Origin of the sequence: Streptomyces sp. NPDC051315 (assembly GCF_044455165.1) — a bacterium.
In the GTDB taxonomy this organism is placed as follows: Bacteria; Actinomycetota; Actinomycetes; order Streptomycetales; family Streptomycetaceae; genus Streptomyces.
The window spans coordinates 67,479-85,537 of record NZ_JBITEN010000020.1; the positions used below are offsets into that span (position 1 = coordinate 67,479).

Annotated in this window: 12 protein-coding genes and 1 pseudogene; 11 read left to right on the top strand and 2 right to left on the bottom strand. The window is 73.4% G+C overall.

The features are described 5' to 3' along the window. Nucleotides 1-117: 117 nt before the first annotated feature. Entirely contained in the window at nucleotides 118-915 is a 798-nt protein-coding gene (locus ACIBBD_RS31280) for a VOC family protein (protein WP_399422930.1), read from the bottom strand. A 226-nt stretch (nucleotides 916-1,141) separates the two neighbouring features. Between ACIBBD_RS31280 and ACIBBD_RS31285 the strand changes: the two are divergent. The 5 genes and pseudogenes from ACIBBD_RS31285 (at nucleotide 1,142) to ACIBBD_RS31305 (ending at nucleotide 5,634) form a co-directional block, all read left to right on the top strand. Further along, nucleotides 1,142-2,019, top strand: a pseudogene (locus ACIBBD_RS31285) (alpha/beta fold hydrolase). Nucleotides 2,020-2,190: 171 nt separating this feature from the next. Then, entirely contained in the window at nucleotides 2,191-2,529 is a 339-nt protein-coding gene (locus ACIBBD_RS31290; RefSeq protein WP_399422931.1) for an antibiotic biosynthesis monooxygenase family protein, read from the top strand. Continuing rightward, nucleotides 2,526-3,413: an NAD(P)-dependent oxidoreductase gene (locus ACIBBD_RS31295; protein WP_399422932.1), complete on the top strand. Its 888-nt coding sequence runs from the start codon at nucleotides 2,526-2,528 to the stop codon at nucleotides 3,411-3,413. Before ACIBBD_RS31290 ends, ACIBBD_RS31295 begins: the two co-directional genes overlap by 4 nt. Then, nucleotides 3,410-4,399: an amidohydrolase family protein gene (locus ACIBBD_RS31300; RefSeq protein ID WP_399422933.1), complete on the top strand. Its 990-nt coding sequence runs from the start codon at nucleotides 3,410-3,412 to the stop codon at nucleotides 4,397-4,399. Before ACIBBD_RS31295 ends, ACIBBD_RS31300 begins: the two co-directional genes overlap by 4 nt. Continuing rightward, nucleotides 4,396-5,634, top strand: a complete 1,239-nt coding sequence (locus tag ACIBBD_RS31305) for a cytochrome P450 (RefSeq protein ID WP_399422934.1) — start codon at nucleotides 4,396-4,398, stop codon at nucleotides 5,632-5,634. Before ACIBBD_RS31300 ends, ACIBBD_RS31305 begins: the two co-directional genes overlap by 4 nt. A gap of 197 nt (nucleotides 5,635-5,831) precedes the next feature. Here the strand turns inward: ACIBBD_RS31305 and ACIBBD_RS31310 are convergent, their stop codons facing one another. Beyond that, nucleotides 5,832-6,539 (bottom strand): CAP domain-containing protein, encoded by a 708-nt coding sequence (locus ACIBBD_RS31310; protein ID WP_399422935.1) that lies wholly within the window; start codon nucleotides 6,537-6,539, stop codon nucleotides 5,832-5,834. A gap of 595 nt (nucleotides 6,540-7,134) precedes the next feature. Here ACIBBD_RS31310 and ACIBBD_RS31315 point away from each other — a divergent pair. The 6 genes from ACIBBD_RS31315 to ACIBBD_RS31340 all read left to right on the top strand — a co-directional run bounded on the left by ACIBBD_RS31315 (nucleotide 7,135) and on the right by ACIBBD_RS31340 (nucleotide 17,994). Beyond that, the gene (locus ACIBBD_RS31315) at nucleotides 7,135-7,980 is read left to right on the top strand and encodes an MIP/aquaporin family protein (protein WP_399422936.1); all 846 of its coding nucleotides are present in this window, start codon (nucleotides 7,135-7,137) and stop codon (nucleotides 7,978-7,980) included. 24 nt (nucleotides 7,981-8,004) lie between these two features. Then, the gene (glpK, locus tag ACIBBD_RS31320) at nucleotides 8,005-9,522 is read left to right on the top strand and encodes a glycerol kinase GlpK (protein ID WP_399422937.1); all 1,518 of its coding nucleotides are present in this window, start codon (nucleotides 8,005-8,007) and stop codon (nucleotides 9,520-9,522) included. Nucleotides 9,523-9,657: 135 nt separating this feature from the next. Next, on the top strand, nucleotides 9,658-11,226 hold the full coding sequence (locus tag ACIBBD_RS31325) for an acyl-CoA carboxylase subunit beta (protein WP_399423010.1): 1,569 nt from the start codon (nucleotides 9,658-9,660) through the stop codon (nucleotides 11,224-11,226). 56 nt (nucleotides 11,227-11,282) lie between these two features. Beyond that, nucleotides 11,283-13,037, top strand: a complete 1,755-nt coding sequence (locus ACIBBD_RS31330) for a fatty acyl-AMP ligase (RefSeq protein ID WP_399422938.1) — start codon at nucleotides 11,283-11,285, stop codon at nucleotides 13,035-13,037. Further along, nucleotides 13,034-17,035 carry an acyltransferase domain-containing protein gene (locus ACIBBD_RS31335; RefSeq protein WP_399422939.1) on the top strand — a complete coding sequence of 1,334 codons (4,002 nt, stop codon included), beginning with the start codon at nucleotides 13,034-13,036 and terminating at the stop codon, nucleotides 17,033-17,035. The genes ACIBBD_RS31330 and ACIBBD_RS31335 overlap by 4 nt, the downstream gene beginning before the upstream one ends. A 20-nt stretch (nucleotides 17,036-17,055) precedes the next feature. Then, a complete protein-coding gene (locus ACIBBD_RS31340) occupies nucleotides 17,056-17,994 on the top strand; it encodes an alpha/beta hydrolase (protein WP_399422940.1) in 939 nt (312 codons plus the stop codon). The last annotated feature ends 65 nt before the right edge of the window (nucleotides 17,995-18,059 follow it).

An 18,059-nucleotide genomic window follows, 5' to 3' on the forward strand; every position in this document is an offset into this window, starting at 1 on the left:
TCCTTCGCCGTTGCCGTTGGCTGCACACCTAGGACGGAACGGCTCGGCGCGATGTGACATGGCGACATGTGACGTGCGTCTCCCTGTCCGCGCCGTGAGGCGGCACCCGGAGGGACTTCAGCCGCCGACCGGGGAGAGCACCACGAAGTCCGCGTTCGCCGGGTCGAGGCAGATGGCCAGCCGGCCCACGCCCTCCGCGTCCTCGGGTCCCATCTGCACGCCGCCGCCGTTCCCGGTGACCTTGGCGACCGCCTCGTCGCAGTCGGCGACGGCGAAGACCGGGTGCCAGTACGGCCGTCCGTCCGTCAGGGACAGGTCCTCCGCGCGGAGCTGCATCACGCCGCCGTGCATGCGCTCCTGCGGGAGCCCGGCGGGCGTGATGAGGGAGTACGTGCCCGCGCCGCCCGGCAGTTCCATGTCACTGAACTCCCAGCCGAAGACGGACCCGTAGAACTCCTTCGCGGCCGACGCGTCGGTCGTGAACAGCTCGGTCCACGAGAGCGAGCCCGGCTCGTCCACCAGGTCGACGCCCTTGTTGGTCCCCGGCTGCCACACGGCGAACTGGCCGCCCAGCGGGTCGCTGTACTGCGCCATGCGGCCCCAGTCGTCGAGATCCGTGGGAGCCACCCGCACGGTGCCGCCCAGACGCTCCACGATCTGGGTCGTCGCGTCCGCGTCGGTGACGCCGTAGTAGATCATCCAGGCCGAGCGCGCCCCCTCCTCGGTCAGCTTGCCGAGACCGGCGACGATCTTGCCGTCCTTGCGGAACATGCCGCCTTCCATGTCCTCCCCCTCGCCCATGGACTCGTACTCCCAGCCGAGCACCGCGCCGTAGAAGGCCGCGGCGGCGCGGACGTCGGGGGTACCGAGATCGAGCCAGCAGGGGGAGCCGGGAGCGAAGTCAGTGGTGATCATGACGAGTGCCTTTCGCAGATCCTGTGCACCTCAGACTGGCATCCGGTCCTGACACTCGCCCGCCGAGCGCACCCGGCCCCGCTCGCCCGCCCAGCGCGCCCGCGTCCCGTCCGGCGCGACTGACGGCGGGCGCCGCGCCCCGTCCGGGGCGACTCGCCGCGGGCGCCGCCCCCGGGAGTCCGCGCCCCCGACAATCGGAGGCGTCGCTCTTCGTTCGGAGGCTGCCATGAGGAACGTCGTGTTACCGGCCGGGGTCATCGAGTACGACGACACGGGATCGGGGCCACCGGTCGTCCTTCTCCACGGGCTGCTGATGGACCGCACGCTGTGGGACCGGGTCATGCCCCTGCTCCCTCACGGCTTCCGATACCTGCGCCCCGTCCTGCCGCTCGGGGCCCACCGCCGGCCGATGAACCCGGGCGCCGACCTCACCCTGCGCGGGCAGGTCCGTCTGGTCTCCGACTTCCTCGACGCACTGCGCCTCGACGGCTTCACCCTGGTGCACACCGACTGGGGCGGGGCGCTCTTCCCCACCGCGCACGGCCTGGACCGGCGCGCGGCCGACTGGTGATCCTTCCGCGCGAGGCGTTCGACAACTTCCCGCCCGGCCTGCCCGGCCGGATGGTGTCCCTCGCCGTCCGGCTGCCGGGCGGCCTCCGGCTCGCCGCCCGCCAGCTGCGCGTCGGACGGCTCCGCCGACTGCCCCCGCTGCTCGGGCGGATGGCCCGGCGACCGCTGGCCGACGACCTCGTCCACCGCTGGACCGAGCCGGTGCTGAGCGATTCCGCCGTCCGGCGTGACCTGCTCGCCTACTGCCGCGGACCGTTCGACAAGCGGCAACTCGCCCGCGACACCGAGGCGCTGCGCCGATTCACCGGCGAGACGCTCGTGCTGTGGTCGCCCGACAACCGGGTGATGCCGCCCGAGCACGGCCGCCGTCTCGCCGAGCTGCTGCCCGCGGGCCGGTACGCCGAGGTGCCCGACGCGTACGTGCTGTCCACGCTCGACCGGCCCGAGATCGTGGCGCGCGAGATGAGCCGCTTCCTGACGCGGTCCCCCGGCGGTGGACAGGGGGCGGACGAGGCGCCGGCCGGGGGCCTCTGACGGGCCGGCGGCGCGGCGGACCCGACGTCCCGTCACCCACCCGAACGGCCCAACGACGGAGCGTGAACCCCTTGTGCCGCCCGGCCTCCGCCCCGTTCGGAGTTGCGTCCGCCTGGGGGTCATGAGTCGGTGGGAGTCGTGTCCTGCCGGATCTCACCATCAGGAGGAGACATGGGCACTGAACGAAACGGCCGTTCGGCCGGGAACCTGTCCGTCGTGTTCACCGTCCGCGTGATCGAGGGCGGCGAGCAGGGGTTCCTGAAGCTGTACGACCAGATCCGAAAGTCCGTCGCCCGCACCCCCGGCCACATCGTCGAGAGGCTGGGCGAACCCGTGGACGACTCCCGCCAGTGGGTGATCACCAGCGAGTGGGAGACGCCCGAGCACTTCTTCGCGTGGCAGCAGAGCGAGGAGCACCGGGCGCTGGTGGCCCCGCTGCGCCAGTGGGTCGACTCGACCCAGTCGCTGCGGTTCCGCATCGTCAAGGAGACCGTGGGGGTGGCGTCATGACGCGCATACCCGACGGCCCCGTCGCCGTACTCGGCCTCGGCCGGATGGGCACCGGCCTGGCCGGCCGCCTCCTCGACCAGGGTGTCCGGGTGCGGGTCTGGAACCGTACCGCGGAGCGAGCCGAGCCGCTCGCCGCGGCGGGCGCCTTCGTGGCGGCCCACCCCGCTGACGCCGTGGCGGGCACGACCGCCGCCCTGTGCACCGTCGCCGACGGCGAGGCCCTCGGCGACGTGCTGCGCGGACCGGACGGAGTACTGGCCGGGGGCTCCTACCCCGGCACGCTGATCTGCGCCAGCACCGTCGCGCCCGAGGAGGTCGTCCAGATCGCCGGCAACCTCCCGTCGGTCCTGGACGTCGGCATGCTCGGCAACCGCGACCACGCCCGCGACGGCGAACTGCGGCTGTTCGTCGGCGGCGAGGAGTCGGTGTTCGACGCCGGCCGGCCGCTGCTGGAGACGCTGGGCAAGGAGGTCGTCCATCTGGGCGCACTCGGCTCCGGCATGCGGATGAAGCTGCTCCTCAACCTGCTGATGGGTGTGGAGGTGCAGGCGATGGCCGAGGCCACCGAACTGGCGGCCGCCTCCGGACTCGACCGGCAGCTGGTCCTCAAGACCATCGCGGGCAGCGGCTTCGCCTCGCCCGTCATGGCGTTCAAGTCCAGGCGCCTGGCCTCCGGCCGCTTCGACGAGCCGGACTTCCGGCTGCGCCTGATGGCGAAAGACCTCATGCTCGCTTCCAAGCAGGCAGCGGCGGCCGGCCTGAGCCTGCCGCTGGCGGCCGCCGCGGCCGAGACCCACGTCCGCGCCACCGAGCAGGGGCTGGGTGACGAGGACTGCGCCGCGGTCGCCCACGCCCTCTCACCGAACCCGGGAAGCGACACATGATCATCGACATCCACGGGCACCTGTCCCCACCGGAGGCGGCCGAACGCTTCCCCATGCCCCCGAGCCTGACCGACGTCGACGGCATGCTCGCCGCTCGCGCCGAGGCCGGGATCGACCTGACCATCATCGGCAGCCCCGTCGGCGCCGGCGCGATGGCGCGGGTCCCGGGCGTCGACAACTACGCCCAGCCACGCGACCGGCTGCGCGGCTTCCACGCCTGGATGTCAGGCCTGATCGCCAGGTTCCCGGACCAGTTGCGCGGCTACGTGTACGCCAACCCGTTCGGTGACGACGATCACCTGGAGGGGGTGCGGGAGACGCTGGCGGACCCCGCCTTCGTCGGCCTGATCACCACGTCCAGCGTCCACGGGGAGCTGCTCGGCTCCCCGCGCGCCGACTCCTTCTTCGCGCTGGCCGCGGAGGCGGGAGTGCCGGTCCTGGTGCACGCCCCGGCCGAACCGGTGGGCACGGAACGGGTCGAGGAGATCGGCTTCGTCGAGCAGATCGGCCGGTTCGGCGACCTCACCATCGGCCTGGCCATGATCGCGTTCGCGGGATGGCTGGACAAGTACCCCGGTCTGCGGCTGATCGGCGCGACGGGCGGCGGCGCCATGGCGCTGCTGCCGGAGCGCCTGCAGACCGCGGCGCGCCCCCGGCACTGGTCCGGGGGCGCGCCGCCCACCGGCGGGCCCGCCGCGGCGGCCTCGGCCCCACGCCCGCCGGCCGAGGCGCCGACGGCCGACCCGGCCGCGGCACTCCGGCGCATGTACGTCGACACGAGCCCGTTCAGCCCGGCGCACCTGAGCCTGAACGCGGAGGTGCTGGGGCCCGAACGGATGCTGTTCGGCACCGACTCACCGCCGATGGCGGCGCCACTGGAGGACTCCATCCGCATGATCGAGAAGCTGCCGGTCGACAAGGCGTCGCAGCAGCTCATCCTCGGCGGCAACGCCGAGACCCTCTTCGACCTGAGGAGCCGTCCGTGACCACCACACAGGACGCCGTCACCGCGGCCGAGCGGTGCACCCCGGAGTACCGGCGCGACCCGCACGCGGTCTACGCCCAGCTCCGGGAGGCGGCGCCGGTCTGTCCCATGAGACCGCCGCACGGCAACGAGACGTACCTGATCACACGGTACGAGGACGCGCGGGCCGCCCTGTCGGACCCGCGGCTGAGCAAGGACATGTACGGGGCCATGGACGCCTACCGGAGGATCTTCGGCGACTCGTCCGTGGCGCTGGACGACAACATGCTCAACTCCGACCCGCCCAAGCACACCCGGCTGCGCAAGCTGGTCAGCTCTGCGTTCACCCCGCGGCGGGTGGAGGCACTGCGGCCGCGCGTGCGGGAGATCGTCGAGGAGCTGCTCGACGCGTGCCCGACCCGGGAGCCCTTCGACCTGCTGCCCGCGTTCGCGTTCCCGCTGCCGATCATCGTGATCTGCGAACTGCTCGGGGTGCCGCCGCAGGAGCGGCCGCGGATGCAGCACCTGTCCACCACGGTGGCGCAGACCGGCTTCAGCCCGGAGTCCAAGCGGGCGCAGCAGAAGGCGGAGGAGGATCTGCACGCGTACTTCACGGAGCTGCTCGCGGCCAAGCGCGACCGCCCGGGTGACGATCTGCTGAGCGCGCTCACCGAGGTGCGCGACACGGACGGCGGGCTCACCGAGAGCGAGCTGGTCTCCACGGTGTTCCTGCTGATGTTCGCGGGGCACAAGACGACCGCGTACCTGATCGGCAACGCCGTCCACCACCTCCTGTCCCATCCCGCGCAGCTCGGCGCCGTCCGGGAGAACCCGGAGCTGATCGGTCCGGCGGTCGAGGAGGTGCTGCGCTACGACGGCTCCGTGGAGAGCTCGACGTTCCGCTACGCGACCGAGGACGTGGAGTACGCCGGGACGCGGATCCCGAAGGGCGCCCTGGTCCAGATCGCGCTCAGTTCGGCCAACCGCGATCCGCGCAAGTTCGACGCCCCGGACGAGTTCGACGTGACGCGGCCGGGCAGCAAGAACGCCCATCTGGGGTTCGGGCACGGCAACCACTACTGCCTGGGAGCCCCGCTGGCCCGGCTGGAGATGGAGTTGGCCCTCACCCGGCTGTTCGGCCGGTTCCCGGGGATGACCCTGGCCGACCCCGCGGGGGAGCCCCGATGGATGGAGGTTCCCTTCCCCGCCTTCCGCGGCCTCGCGGAACTGCCGGTCGTGCTCGATCCGGCCGGCTGACCGGCGGCGGGCGCGGGGGCGGGTGACGGGGCGTACGGGAGCCGTACGACGGCTCTCCCTCCTCCGCGCCGGGACCGGTCCCCCGGTACGAACGTCGAGCGGGCCCTCTCCGAGGAGGGCCCGCTCGACTCGCACAGCTGGTCGGGGTCACCGGAGGCCGACGGGGCCCGCCGTGCCCGGGCCGGTCGGGGCCGGCGTCAGCGGGGCGTGCCGAAGTCCTGCGTCCAGTAGTTGCCGGGCTGCGCGAGGCCGACGCCGATGTTCTTGAAGCCGCAGTTGAGGATGTTGCGCTTGTGGCCGGGGCTGGCCATCCAGCCCGCCATGACCTGCTCCGGGGTGGAGTATCCGTACGCGACGTTCTCGCCGTAGGAACTCCAGGTGTAGCCGGCGCGCGTGATGCGTTCGCCCGGGTTCGATCCGTCGGAGCCCGTGTGCGACATGTTGCGGTGGCTCGCCATGTCCGCGCTGTGGGCCTGGGCGGCCTTGGTGAGCTGGGCGTTCAGGGTGACCGGGGAGCAGCCGGCCTTGCCGCGCTCGCCGTTGACCAGGGCCACGATGCGAGCCGCGGCGGTGGACGCCGGGGCGGAGGCGCTCGCGGAAGCCGTGGGGGCCGTCGACGTCCTGGGCGCGGTGGGCGCCGTCGAGGCCGGTGCGGTGGGCGCCGTCGAGGCGGGCGCGGTAGCCGTCGGTGAGGCCGACGCCCCGGGCCGCGAGGTGGCGTCGCCACTGCCCCATCGCTCGCCCCATGAGGTGTTCGTCCCGTCCCTCCACTGACCGTAGGACTCGGCGCCCTCGGCGCTCGGGTCGTCCATACAGGCCATGGCGGCGGACGGTATCGCCAGCGCGCCAAGGGCGACGGCGGCGATGGCTATGTGCCGGTGGCGCGTTGTCCTGCGGTGCTTCATGCGGGCCTCGCTCGGTCGTCTCGAGTGCGCCTCCGGTGGGCTCGTCCTGCCTGGACGCTATGCCTGACCTGCGGTGACGCCTTCTGGGCGCCGCCATTCTCAAACGTGGGTGAGCAAGCGGCAACGACCCTCGCTACTACCCCGCCTCGTAGCCGCCGACGGCCCTTGAAACCGGCCCGGGGGTGTGCAGACCCGCCTCGGGCGCACGGCGCCGGCAGCTGACGCCCCGCCAGAACGCCGCCCCCGTCGGGCGGACGGCGCGAACCGACCGATTCCGGCCCGCGCCACCGGATCACGCGCACCGTATGTCCGCTTGCGGGCGGCAGATCCGCCTATATCGCCCGCGCGCCAAGTACTACCGGGCGGCGTACACACGAGAAGCCCGCGTGACGGATGTCACCACGGCCCGGTGCAACCATTCCGCCGGGCGCCCGCTCTTCGCCGACTTGTGCGGGCAAGCAGCGGATTATATCCCAAAATCCGGAAAACCGAACATCTACCTATATCTGCGCTTACTTCATGACCGCCCTATTCTGATCTGAGAAGTGCTCGGGCAGTCGACACCGGTCCCGTGCCGGTGGGAAGCGGGGCTTTCATGGCTGAGCGACTCAAAAGGTCCGGGTTGGTCGGCGAACTGTTGGCCGAGTTCGCCGGCACGATGATCCTGATCCTCTTCGGCTGTGGCGTGGTGGCCCAGGTGGTCGCCGGCGGGGCGCTGACGACACCGCCGGGAGGCCTCGGAGACCACGACAGCATCGCGTGGGCCTGGGGTATCGGCGTCACCCTGGGCGTCTACGTCGCCGCCCGGCTGAGCGGCGCCCATCTCAACCCCGCGGTGACCGTCGCCCTGGCAGCATTCAAGGGATTCCCGTGGAGCAAGGTGGCGCCGTACGCGGTGGCCCAGACGGCGGGCGCCTTCGTCGCGGCCCTCATCGTGCGCTGGAACTACACCGAGGCACTGGCCAAGGCGGACCCCGGTCACACCATCAAGACACAGGGCGTCTTCTCCACGCTCCCGGCCAACGGCAACACCAACCTGCCGGTGTACGAGTGGGGCGCCTTCCGCGACCAGATCATCGGCACCGCCATCCTGCTGCTGATGATCCTGGCCGTCACGGATCTGCTCAACAACCCGCCCGGCGCGAACCTGGCACCGTTCATCGTCGGTCTGATCGTCGTGGGCATCGGCATGGCCTGGGGGACGAACGCGGGGTACGCGATCAATCCCGCCCGTGACTTCGGACCCCGGCTGGCCAGCTTCCTCACGGGGTACGGGAGCGCCTGGCGAGATCAGTACGGGAACCTCTACTTCTGGGTGCCGATCCTCGGTCCCCTGATCGGCGGCCTGGTGGGCGCCGGCCTGTACAAGGTCCTCGTCGGCCGGTTCCTGCCGACAGGAGAGCCGGAGCCTCCCGGCCGCGTCCCCACCCCCGAGCGCTGACCCCCGCAACAGAGGCGGCATCCCATGGCTGACTTCGTGGGCGCGGTGGACCAAGGGACCACCAGCACCCGTTTCATGATCTTCGACCACTCCGGCAACGAGGTGGCGAGGCACCAGCTGGAGCACACCCAGATCCTTCCGCAGTCCGGGTGGGTCGAGCACGACCCGGTGGAGATCTGGGAGCGCACCAACTCCGTGATGCAGACCGCCCTGCGCAACGGCAACCTGTCCCCGGAGGACCTGGCGGCGATCGGCATCACCAACCAGCGGGAGACCACCGTGGTGTGGGATCCGCGCAACGGACGCCCCTACTACAACGCCATCGTGTGGCAGGACACCCGCACCGACTCCATCGCGGCGGCCCTGGAACGCTCGGGCCGCGGCGACGTCATCCGCCGCAAGGCGGGGCTGCCGCCGGCGACCTACTTCTCCGGCGGCAAGATCCAGTGGATCCTGGAGAACGTCGACGGCGTCCGCGAGGCCGCGCGGGCGGGCCACGCCCTGTTCGGCAACACGGACGCCTGGGTCCTGTGGAACCTGACCGGCGGCCCCGACGGCGGGATCCACGCCACCGACGTGACCAACGCCAGCCGCACCATGCTCATGGACCTGGAGACCCTCGACTGGGACGACGAGCTGCTGGGCTTCTTCGACATCCCCAGGGAGATGCTGCCCACCATCAACCCCTCCTCCCACCGCGAGGCGTTCGGCGTCACCCGCTCCTCCCGGCCCCTGCGGACCGCCATCCCGATCAGCGGGGTGCTCGGTGACCAGCAGGCCGCCACCGTCGGACAGGTCTGCTACGCGCCGGGCGAGGCGAAGAACACGTACGGCACCGGCAACTTCCTCGTGCTCAACACCGGTACGGAGCTGGTGCGGTCGCAGCACGGTCTGCTGACCACCGTGGCGTACCAGTTCGGCGACAGCCCGGCGATCTACGCCCTGGAGGGCTCCATCGCGGTGACCGGGTCCGCGGTGCAGTGGCTGCGCGACCAGATGAAGATCATCAGCACCGCGGCCGAGAGCGAGACGCTGGCCCGTACCGTCGAGGACAACGGCGGCATGTACTTCGTTCCCGCGTTCTCGGGCCTGTTCGCCCCGTACTGGCGCTCCGACGCCCGGGGCGCCATCGTCGGTCTCGCCCGTTACAACGACAACGGCCACCTCGCCCGGGCGACCCTGGAAGCCATCTGCTACCAGAGCCGCGACGTCGTCGAGGCCATGGAGCAGGACTCCGGAGTCCACCTCGACGTGCTCAAGGTCGACGGCGGTGTGACCGCCAACGACCTGTGCATGCAGATCCAGGCGGACGTCCTCGGCGTCCCCGTCAGCCGCCCCGTCGTCGCCGAGACCACCGCGCTCGGCGCCGCCTACGCGGCGGGTCTGGCCACCGGGTTCTGGCGGGACACGGACGAACTGCGGACCCACTGGCAGGAGTCCAGGCGCTGGGAGCCCCAGTGGTCCGACGATCAGCGCGAGGAGGGTTACACGGGCTGGAAGAAGGCGGTCGAACGCACCCTCGACTGGGCCAAGGTCGAATAGGCCCCGCCACCGGCCTGTTGTCATGGGGGAACGAACCTGGTTCCCCCGGGACTCACCTCCCGCACACGTAGCCGCGTTCGCTCCGGTCCTCCGCCGTCTCGCTGCCATATTCGAAGCCACTTTTCGGAGGTGGCTGTGACACGAGAGGCGACGACATCCCGGACGAGGGAGACGGCGGCGCGGGTGCCCGACGGCACGTCCGGGCGCCTGGCCGATCTGGAGAGCCGCTGGGCGCGGGCGGTGGCTCCGGGCGGGCCGAGACGGCGCGGGGAGTTCGGCGCCCGCGAGCGGATCGACCTGCTGCTGGACGCGGGCTCCTTCACCGAGACCGGCCTGTTCGTCCGGGGCCGGGGGGACGGTGCCCGTCGTCCCTACGGCGACGGGGTGGTCACCGGGTACGGGACGGTCGACGGACGTCCGGTCTGTGTGTTCGCCCAGGACCCCACGGTCTACGGCGGCAGCATGGGCGAGGCGTTCGGTGAGAAGACCGTCGCGCTGATGGACCTCGCCCTGAAGACGGGCTGCCCGGTCATCGGGCTCAACGACGGCGGCGGCGCCCGCATCCAGGAGGGCGTCGCCTCGCTCGCCCTCTACGCCGAGCTGGTGCGCCGCAACGTCAAGGCGTCCGGGGTGATCCCGCAGATCTCGGTCGTCCTCGGGCCGTGCGCCGGCGGGGCCGCGTACTCGCCGGCCATCACCGACTTCACCGTGATGGTGGACGGCGCCTCGCACATGTTCGTCACCGGACCCGACGTCATCGAGACGGTCACCGGCGAACGCACCGACGCCGAGGACCTCGGCGGCGCCCGCACCAGCAACACCGTCAACGGCAACGCCCACTTCCTCGCCGCCGACGAGGTGGACGCCCTGGACACCGTGCGCGACCTGCTGTCGTACCTGCCCGCCAACAACCTCGAGCACCCGCCGCAGTACGCGCCGGCGCCCGCGCCGGACGGCGCGCGGCTCGACGAGGTGGTGCCCGACCGGCCGGGGCAGGCCTACGACATGCGCGACATCCTGCGCGCCGTCGTCGACAACGGCGAACTGCTGGAGGTGCACCAGCTGTTCGCGCCGAACATCGTCTGCGCGTTCGCCCTCGTCGAGGGGTGCCCGGTCGGTGTCGTCGCCAACCAGCCGCTGCACGCCGCCGGTGTCCTCGACATCGACGCCTCCGAGAAGGCCGCGCGCTTCGTACGGTTCTGCGACGCGTTCGGCATCCCTCTGCTGACGTTCGCCGACGTCCCCGGCTATCTCTCCGGCGTCCGCCAGGAGCAGGCCGGGATCATCCGGCGCGGCGCCAAGCTGTTGTACGCCTACGCCGAGGCGACCGTCCCCAAGGTCACCGTCGTGGTGCGCAAGGCCTACGGCGGCGGGTACGCGGTGATGGGCTCCAAGCACCTGGGCGCCGACATCAACCTCGCCTGGCCCACCGCGCGCATCGCCGTCATGGGCGCCGAGGGTGCCGTGGGCGTGCTGCACCGGCGTGAACTGGCCGCCGCCGAGGACCCGGAGGCGTTGCGCGCCCGGCTCGTCGCCGCCTACGAGAGCACGCACGGGACGCCGTATCCCGCCGCCGAACGCGGATACGTCGACGCCGTCATCGCCCCGCGCGACACCCGCGCCCAGATCTGCCGTGCCCTGCGTGCGCTGCGCGGCAAGCGCGGCCCGATGCCGCAGCGCCGGCACGGCAACATCCCGCTCTGACCCGCCCGGCACCGCCCGACCGCAACCCGATCCCGCGATGTGAGGAGCCATCCCCGATGGACACCCGCCGCCCCCCGCTCGCGCCCGCGTACCGGAGTCTGCCGGAGTACGTGCGGCACTGGGCCGAACACACCCCCGACCGCCGGGCGTTCACCTTCGTCGACCACCCGGCCGCGCGGGCGCGTGGCGTGCACCGCACCCTGACCTGGCGGCGCCTCGACCTGCGGGTGCGGGCGCTGGCCACCCGGCTCGCCGAGGAGGCCGAGCCCGGATCCCGGGTCGCGCTGCTGTGCCCGCAGGGCACGGAGTACGTCACCGCCTTCCTCGCCGCGCAGACCGCCGGGCTGGTCGCCGTACCGCTGTATCCGCCCGGCCTGCCCGGGCACGGCGACCGGCTCTCGGCGGTCCTGGCCGACGCGCGTCCCACAACGGTCGTGACCACCAGTCAGGCCGCCGAAGAGGTACGGGAGTTGTGTGAGAGCGGGGGCACGCCGGTGCGGGTCGTCGTGGCGGACCGGGTACCGGACGCCGCCGCCGGGGAGGGGCGGCCCGTCCCGCCGGACGACTCGGCGGTCGCCTACCTCCAGTACACCTCCGGCTCGACCCGGACACCGGCCGGTGTGGAGATCACCCACGCCAACGTCGTCGCCAACGCCCGTCAGGCGCTGACCGCCTACGGCGCCGACGACCGTCCGGTCACCTGCGTGGGCTGGCTGCCGCTCTACCACGACATGGGTCTCGTACTGAGCGTCGCCGCCCCGGTCGTCCGGGGCCTGCTGTCGGTGCTCATGGATCCGGTGGCGTTCCTGCACGAGCCGGCGCGCTGGCTGCGGCTGCTGGCGGCCCATCCGCGCGCGGTGAGCGCCGCGCCCAACTTCGCCTACGACTACTGCGCCTCGGCCGTCACCGACGCGCAGAAGGCCGACCTGCGGCTGGACGGTGTCGCCGCGCTCATCAACGGCAGCGAACCGGTCCGACCCGGCACGGCCGACCGCTTCCACGCGGCGTTCGCCGAGCGGGGACTGGCGCCGGACACCCACTGCCCGTCGTACGGTCTCGCCGAGGCCACCGTCTTCGTCAGTGCCGCCCGGCCCGGGGAGCCGTTGCGCCGGTTCTCTCTCGACCGCGACGCCCTCGCCGCCGGGAAGGCGCTGCCGGCGCGGCCCGACGATCCCCGGGCCGTGCCGCTGGCGGGCTGCGGCACTCCGGCGGGCCAGGAGGTGGGCATCGCCGATCCGGTGTCCCGCGTCCGGCTGTCCGAGGGGGAGGTCGGGGAGATCTGGGTGCGCGGTCCCAACGTGGGGCGCGGCTACTGGCGGCAGGACCGGCAGACCCGGCGCGTCTTCGGCGCCTCCTTCGCCGACGTCACGGCCGGACCCGGGGACTGGCTGCGCACCGGTGACCTGGGAACGGTCCTGGACGGGCAGTTGATCGTCACCGGCCGCCTGAAGGACCTGATCGTGGTCGACGGCCGCAACCACTATCCGCAGGACCTGGAGGCGACGGTCCAGGACGCGCACCCGGCCGTGCGGCGCGACCGGCTCGCCGCGTTCGCGGTCCCCGGCGAGCCGGGTGAACGGGTGGTCGTGGTCGCCGAGCACGCACGCGGCACGAGCCTCGCGGACACCGACCTGCCGGCCCTCGCCCGCGCGGTGCGCGCGGCCGTCTCCGCGCGGCACGGGCTGCGGCTCGCCGACGTCGTCGTGGTCCCGCCGGGCACGGTGCCCCGCACCTCCAGCGGCAAGGTGTCGCGGGCGCTGACCCGCGAACGCTATCTGGAGGGTGCCTACGCGCCGGGGACCGCCGGGTGAGGGCCGTCGACGAGAGCGCGCTGCGCCGCCTGATCGCCGAACGGGTGGCGGCCTGGACCGGCACGGCCGTCGAGAACGTGGCGATGGACCGGCCGCTGACGGACCTCGGCATGTCCTCACGGGAGGCGGTCGTCCTGGCCGGGGAGCTCTCCCGGGTGACGGGCCGTGAGCTGTCGGCGACGCTGCTGTGGGAGGCGCCCACCGGTGACGCCCTGGTGGCGCACCTGTGCGGCCCGGCGACCGCTGCGCCGGCGGGGTCGCCCGTTCCGTCGCCGGCGTCCGCTCAACCCGTCGCGGTCATCGGCGTCGGCTGCCGGCTGCCGGGCGGTGTGCACGGCCCGGGCGACTACTGGCGGCTGCTGAGCGAGGGCGTCGACGCGATCCGGCGGGTGCCGGAGGACCGGTGGCGCGACTTCACCGCCTTCCCGCCCGCCGACGCCCTCCCGTACGGCGGCTACCTCGACGACATCGCCGGGTTCGACGCGGAGTTCTTCCACATCTCGCCGCGCGAGGCCGCGGTGATGGACCCGCAGCAGCGGATCCTGCTGGAGGTCGTCCACGAGACGCTCGACCACGCGGCCGTCCCGGCGGCATCCCTGGCCGGCACCGTCACCGGTGTCTTCGTCGGTGTCTCCGCCCCGGAGTACGGCTCGCTGACCGGCGCCGACCCGGCCGCCGTCGACCCCTGGGCACCGGCCGGCGGCGCGCTGGGCGTGACCGCGGGGCGGCTGGCGTACGTGCTGGACACGCGCGGACCGAGCGTGGCCGTCGACACCGCCTGCTCCTCCTCGCTGGTCGCCGTGCACCAGGCCTGCGTCAGCCTGCGCACGGGCGAGTGCGACACGGCGATCGCGGCCGGGGTCAACCTGCTGCTCTCCCCCACCGTCACCGTCGCGTTCCGGCGGGCGGGCGCCCTCGCCCCGGACGGGAGGTGCAAGCCGTTCTCCGCGGCGGCCGACGGCATCGGACGCGGGGAGGGGTGCGCGGCCGTGCTGCTGAAGCGGCTGTCCGACGCCGAGCGGGACGGTGACCGCGTCCTCGCCGTCATCCGCGCCACGGCCGTCAACTCCGACGGCCGCTCCAACGGTCTGCTGGCGCCCAACCCCGCGGCGCAGCGGGCCCTGCTGACGACCGCCTGCGGGCGGGCCGGGCTCACCCCGGCGCACATCGACTACGTCGAGGCGCACGGCACCGGCACCCCGCTGGGCGACCCGATCGAGGCGGGGGCGCTCGGCGCCGTGCTCGGCGCGGGCCGCGACCCGGACCAGCCTCTGCTCCTCGGCTCGGTCAAGGGCAACCTCGGCCACCTGGAGTCCGCCGCGGGCATCGCCGGGCTGGTCAAGACGGTGCTCGCGCTGCACCACGACCTCGTTCCGCCGTCCCTGCACTGCGCCGGGGGCAGTTCCGTGGACGACGTACGGCTGCGGGTGGTGACGGAGCCCGAGCCGTGGCCCCGTTACGGCGGCACGGCCACGGCCGGGGTCTCCGGTTTCGGCTTCGGCGGCACCAACGCCCACGTGGTGCTGGAGGAGTGGCGGCCCGCCGTCCTGCCGCCGCGGGCCGAGGAACCGGCCGCCCGTCTGCATCTCCTGTCGGACGTCGACACCGCGCGTGTCCGGGACACCGCGGCCCGGCTCGCCGACTGGCTCGCTGCGCCCGAGGGGAGTGCCGCGCGCCCCGCCGACGTGGCGCGCACGCTCGCCGGGCGGGTCGGCCGCGGGCCCGTGCGGGCCTCGGTCACCGCCCGTGACCGTGCCGAACTCGCGGAGGCGCTGGGCGCGCTGGCGCGGGGGCGCCCGCACGCCCGGGTCGTGACCGGCGAGCGTGATCTCGTCGGGCCCGGTCCGGTGTGGGTCTTCTCCGGGTACGGCAGCCAGTGGGCCGGCATGGGGCGGCGGCTGCTGGCCGAGGAGCCCGCCTTCGCCACCGCCGTGGAGAAGCTCGACGCCCAGCTCGCCCCGGAGTGCGGTCTGTCGCTGCACGACCATCTGGCGTCCGGGGCGGCCCTCGATCGCGTGGAGGTCGCCCAGCCCGTCCTGTTCGGCGTCCAGGTGGCGCTCGCCGAACTGTGGCGCGCGCACGGCGTCGAGCCCGCCGCCGTCATCGGCCACTCCGTGGGCGAGGTGGCCGCCGCGGTGTGCGCGGGCGCCCTGGACGTGCCCGACGCGGCCCGGGTCGTCGCCGTACGGGCCCGGCTGCTCGGCAAGCTGCGGGGCGGCGCCATGGCCGTCGTCGACGTGAACGACGGCGAACTCGACGCCCTGCGCCGGGACTTCCCGGGCCTGCACGTCGCCGTCCACTCCTCGCCCGGTCAGAAGGTCGTCACCGGCGACGAGCCGACGGTGTCACAAGTGGTACGGCGGCTGGAGCGCGCGGGGCGGGCCGCCCGCGCCCTGCGGGTGGCCGGGGCCGGGCACTCGCCCCAGGTGGAGCCGCTCCTGCCGGAGTTGACGGACGCGTTGGCCGACGTCCGGGGCGGGCGGCCGCGGGTTCCGGTGTACTCCACCGTCCTGGACGACCCGCGGGGCGACGCGGTGTTCGACGCCTCCCACTGGGCGGCGAACCTGCGGCGGCCCGTGCGTCTGGACCGGGCCGTCACGGCCGCGGCGGCCGACGGTCACACCGCCTTCGTGGAGATCTCGCCGCACCCGGTGCTGACCCGGGCCGTCACCGACACCGTGCCGGGCGCCCTCGCCCTCGGCACCCTGCGCCGCGACGCCGACGGCTCCTCGGCGTTCCTCACGCAGGTGGGAGCCCTGTACGCCGCGGGCGGACGCCTGCCCCTGCCGCCGGGCCGGGTCGTCGACCTGCCCTCACCGCGCTGGCGGCACGTGCGGTACTGGTGGACGGACGGGCGTACGGGCGCCGCCGCCGCGACGAGCGCACCGGCGGCGCCGACGGGAGAGGCCGGCACGGTGGAGGAGGCCGGCACGGTGGAAGACACCTCCGTCACCGGTCGTCTCCGTCACCACATCGCCGCCGTCACCGGCCATCCCCGAAGCCGTGTCGCGCCCTCCACCGCCCTGGCCGACCTCGGTCTGGACTCGCTGATGGCCGTCCGCGTGCGCGCCGCCCTGCACCGCGAGTTCGGGTTCGAGCCGCCCCTGCGGGACCTGCTCGGTGCCACCACCGTCGAGGAGGCGGCCGCCCGGCTCCAGCAGGCGCTCCGGGCACGGCGGGCCGAGTGCTCCCCGCTGCGGACCCTGCGCGCCGCCGGGTCCCTGCCGCCGCTCTTCCTCGTGCACGCCGCCGGCGGTACCACCGACGTCTACCGGTCCCTCGCCGAACGGCTCGGCGACGAGCGGCCCGTGTACGGACTGGAGCGGCTGGAAGACGCCCCCACGGTCGCCGAGAAGGCGCGGCGCTACGCCGAGACGGTCACCGCCGTCCACCCCGACGGGCCCTGTCTGCTGGGCGGCTGGTCCTTCGGCGGCTTCGTCGCCCAGGAGACGGCACGGCAGCTCACCGCCACCGGGCGGGAGGTGGAACTGGTGGTGCTGATCGACTCCGTGCGGCCCCTCCCCCGGCCCGGCCTGACACCGGCCGACCGGATCCGCGCCCACTTCACGGGATTCGCCCGCCATGTCGCCGACACCTACGGGGTCCGGCTGGAACTGCCGTACGACGACCTCGTCGCGATGGACGACGACGGAGAGCGCATCGACGCCGTGCTGCGGGCGCTGCGCGAGGCCGCCGCCGTGCCGCCGGCCGCCCTGGAGCACCAGCGCTCCTCCTACCTGGACCTGAGGATCGGCGAGGCCCACCGGCCGGGGCGGTACGACGGGCGGGTGGTCCTGTACCGGGCGACCGACGCCGCACCGCACACCGTGCGCGACCCCGCCTACGAACGGGGCGACGAGGCACTGGGCTGGGACGAGGTGTGCCCGCGCCTGACGGTCGTACGGGTCGCGGGCCACCATCTGTCGCTGCTCGACCCCCCGCACGTCGACGAGATCGCCGCCCACCTGCGACGACGACTCGCCGAACAGACCCGCTGAACCGGATCCGAGGAGCCGCCATGCCCCACCACTCCCCCGGAGCGTCCCGACGCGCCGTCACCAAAGCCGCGGCGGCCGCCGGTCTGACCGCCCTGTTCGGAACCGGCGCCGTCACCGCGCGGGCCGCGACCCGGCTCGGACCGCGCACCCTCGACGTGTCCGTGTCCTCCGCCGCCCTGGGCCGCAGCGCGCCGGTACGGCTGATCCTGCCGTCGGGCTTCGACGCGCGGCCCGCGCGGACCTATCCCGTGCTGTACCTGCTGCACGGCGCCCACGACGACTACACGTCCTGGACCCGGGAGACGGACATCGAGGCCTTCACCGAGGGCCGGGACCTGATCGTGGCCATGCCGGACGCGGGACCCACCGGCATTCCCAGCGCCTGGCGTGCCGGTCCCGACTACGAGACGTTCCAGGTCGAGGAGGTTCCGGCGCTGCTGGCCCGTTCCTACCGGGCCTCCGGCGTGCGGGCCGTCGCCGGGGTGTCCACCGGCGGCTACGGCGCGATGGCGCACGCGGCACGCCATCCGGGCACGTTCACGGCGGCGGCCTCCTACAGCGGCATCCTCGACACCACGGCACCCGGTGTGCCGCCGATCGTGGACGCCATCGTCGCCCGTGAGAAGTTGCTGCCGCTGTCCCTGTGGGGCAGTCCGGTCCTCCATCTCCCTACCTGGCGCGCCCACAACCCGCGCGTCCGCGCCGCGGGACTGCGCGGCACCGGTCTGTACGTCTCCAGCGGCAGCGGAGTGGCCGGCGGCAGCGGTGACTGGCTCCCCGAGACGCTGGAGAGCGCCCTGTGGCCCTCCGCCCACCACTTCACCGACACGCTCGCGCTGCTCGGCATCCCGGTCACCACGCACTACTACGCGGGAGGAGGACACAGCTGGGCCTACTGGAAGCGGGAGTTCACCGCGTCGTGGCCGATGCTCGCCCGTGCGCTGGGGGTGCCGGAGTGAGGGGGCTGCCGTCGGGGCACGGAACGGACCGCAGGGGGCGCGCGTCCAACTGGCCAGTCACCCCT

Excerpts from the sequence above, each read along its gene's own strand:
- ACIBBD_RS31290 (WP_399422931.1), top strand. The coding sequence starts at position 2,191 with ATGGGCACTGAACGAAACGGCCGTTCGGCCGGGAACCTGTCCGTCGTG.
- ACIBBD_RS31340 (WP_399422940.1), top strand. The coding sequence starts at position 17,056 with ATGCCCCACCACTCCCCCGGAGCGTCCCGACGCGCCGTCACCAAAGCC.
- ACIBBD_RS31280 (WP_399422930.1), bottom strand. The coding sequence starts at position 915 with ATGATCACCACTGACTTCGCTCCCGGCTCCCCCTGCTGGCTCGATCTC.
- glpK (WP_399422937.1), top strand. The coding sequence starts at position 8,005 with ATGGCTGACTTCGTGGGCGCGGTGGACCAAGGGACCACCAGCACCCGT.
- ACIBBD_RS31330 (WP_399422938.1), top strand. The coding sequence starts at position 11,283 with ATGGACACCCGCCGCCCCCCGCTCGCGCCCGCGTACCGGAGTCTGCCG.
- ACIBBD_RS31310 (WP_399422935.1), bottom strand. The coding sequence starts at position 6,539 with ATGAAGCACCGCAGGACAACGCGCCACCGGCACATAGCCATCGCCGCC.
- ACIBBD_RS31300 (WP_399422933.1), top strand. The coding sequence starts at position 3,410 with ATGATCATCGACATCCACGGGCACCTGTCCCCACCGGAGGCGGCCGAA.
- ACIBBD_RS31295 (WP_399422932.1), top strand. The coding sequence starts at position 2,526 with ATGACGCGCATACCCGACGGCCCCGTCGCCGTACTCGGCCTCGGCCGG.
- ACIBBD_RS31315 (WP_399422936.1), top strand. The coding sequence starts at position 7,135 with ATGGCTGAGCGACTCAAAAGGTCCGGGTTGGTCGGCGAACTGTTGGCC.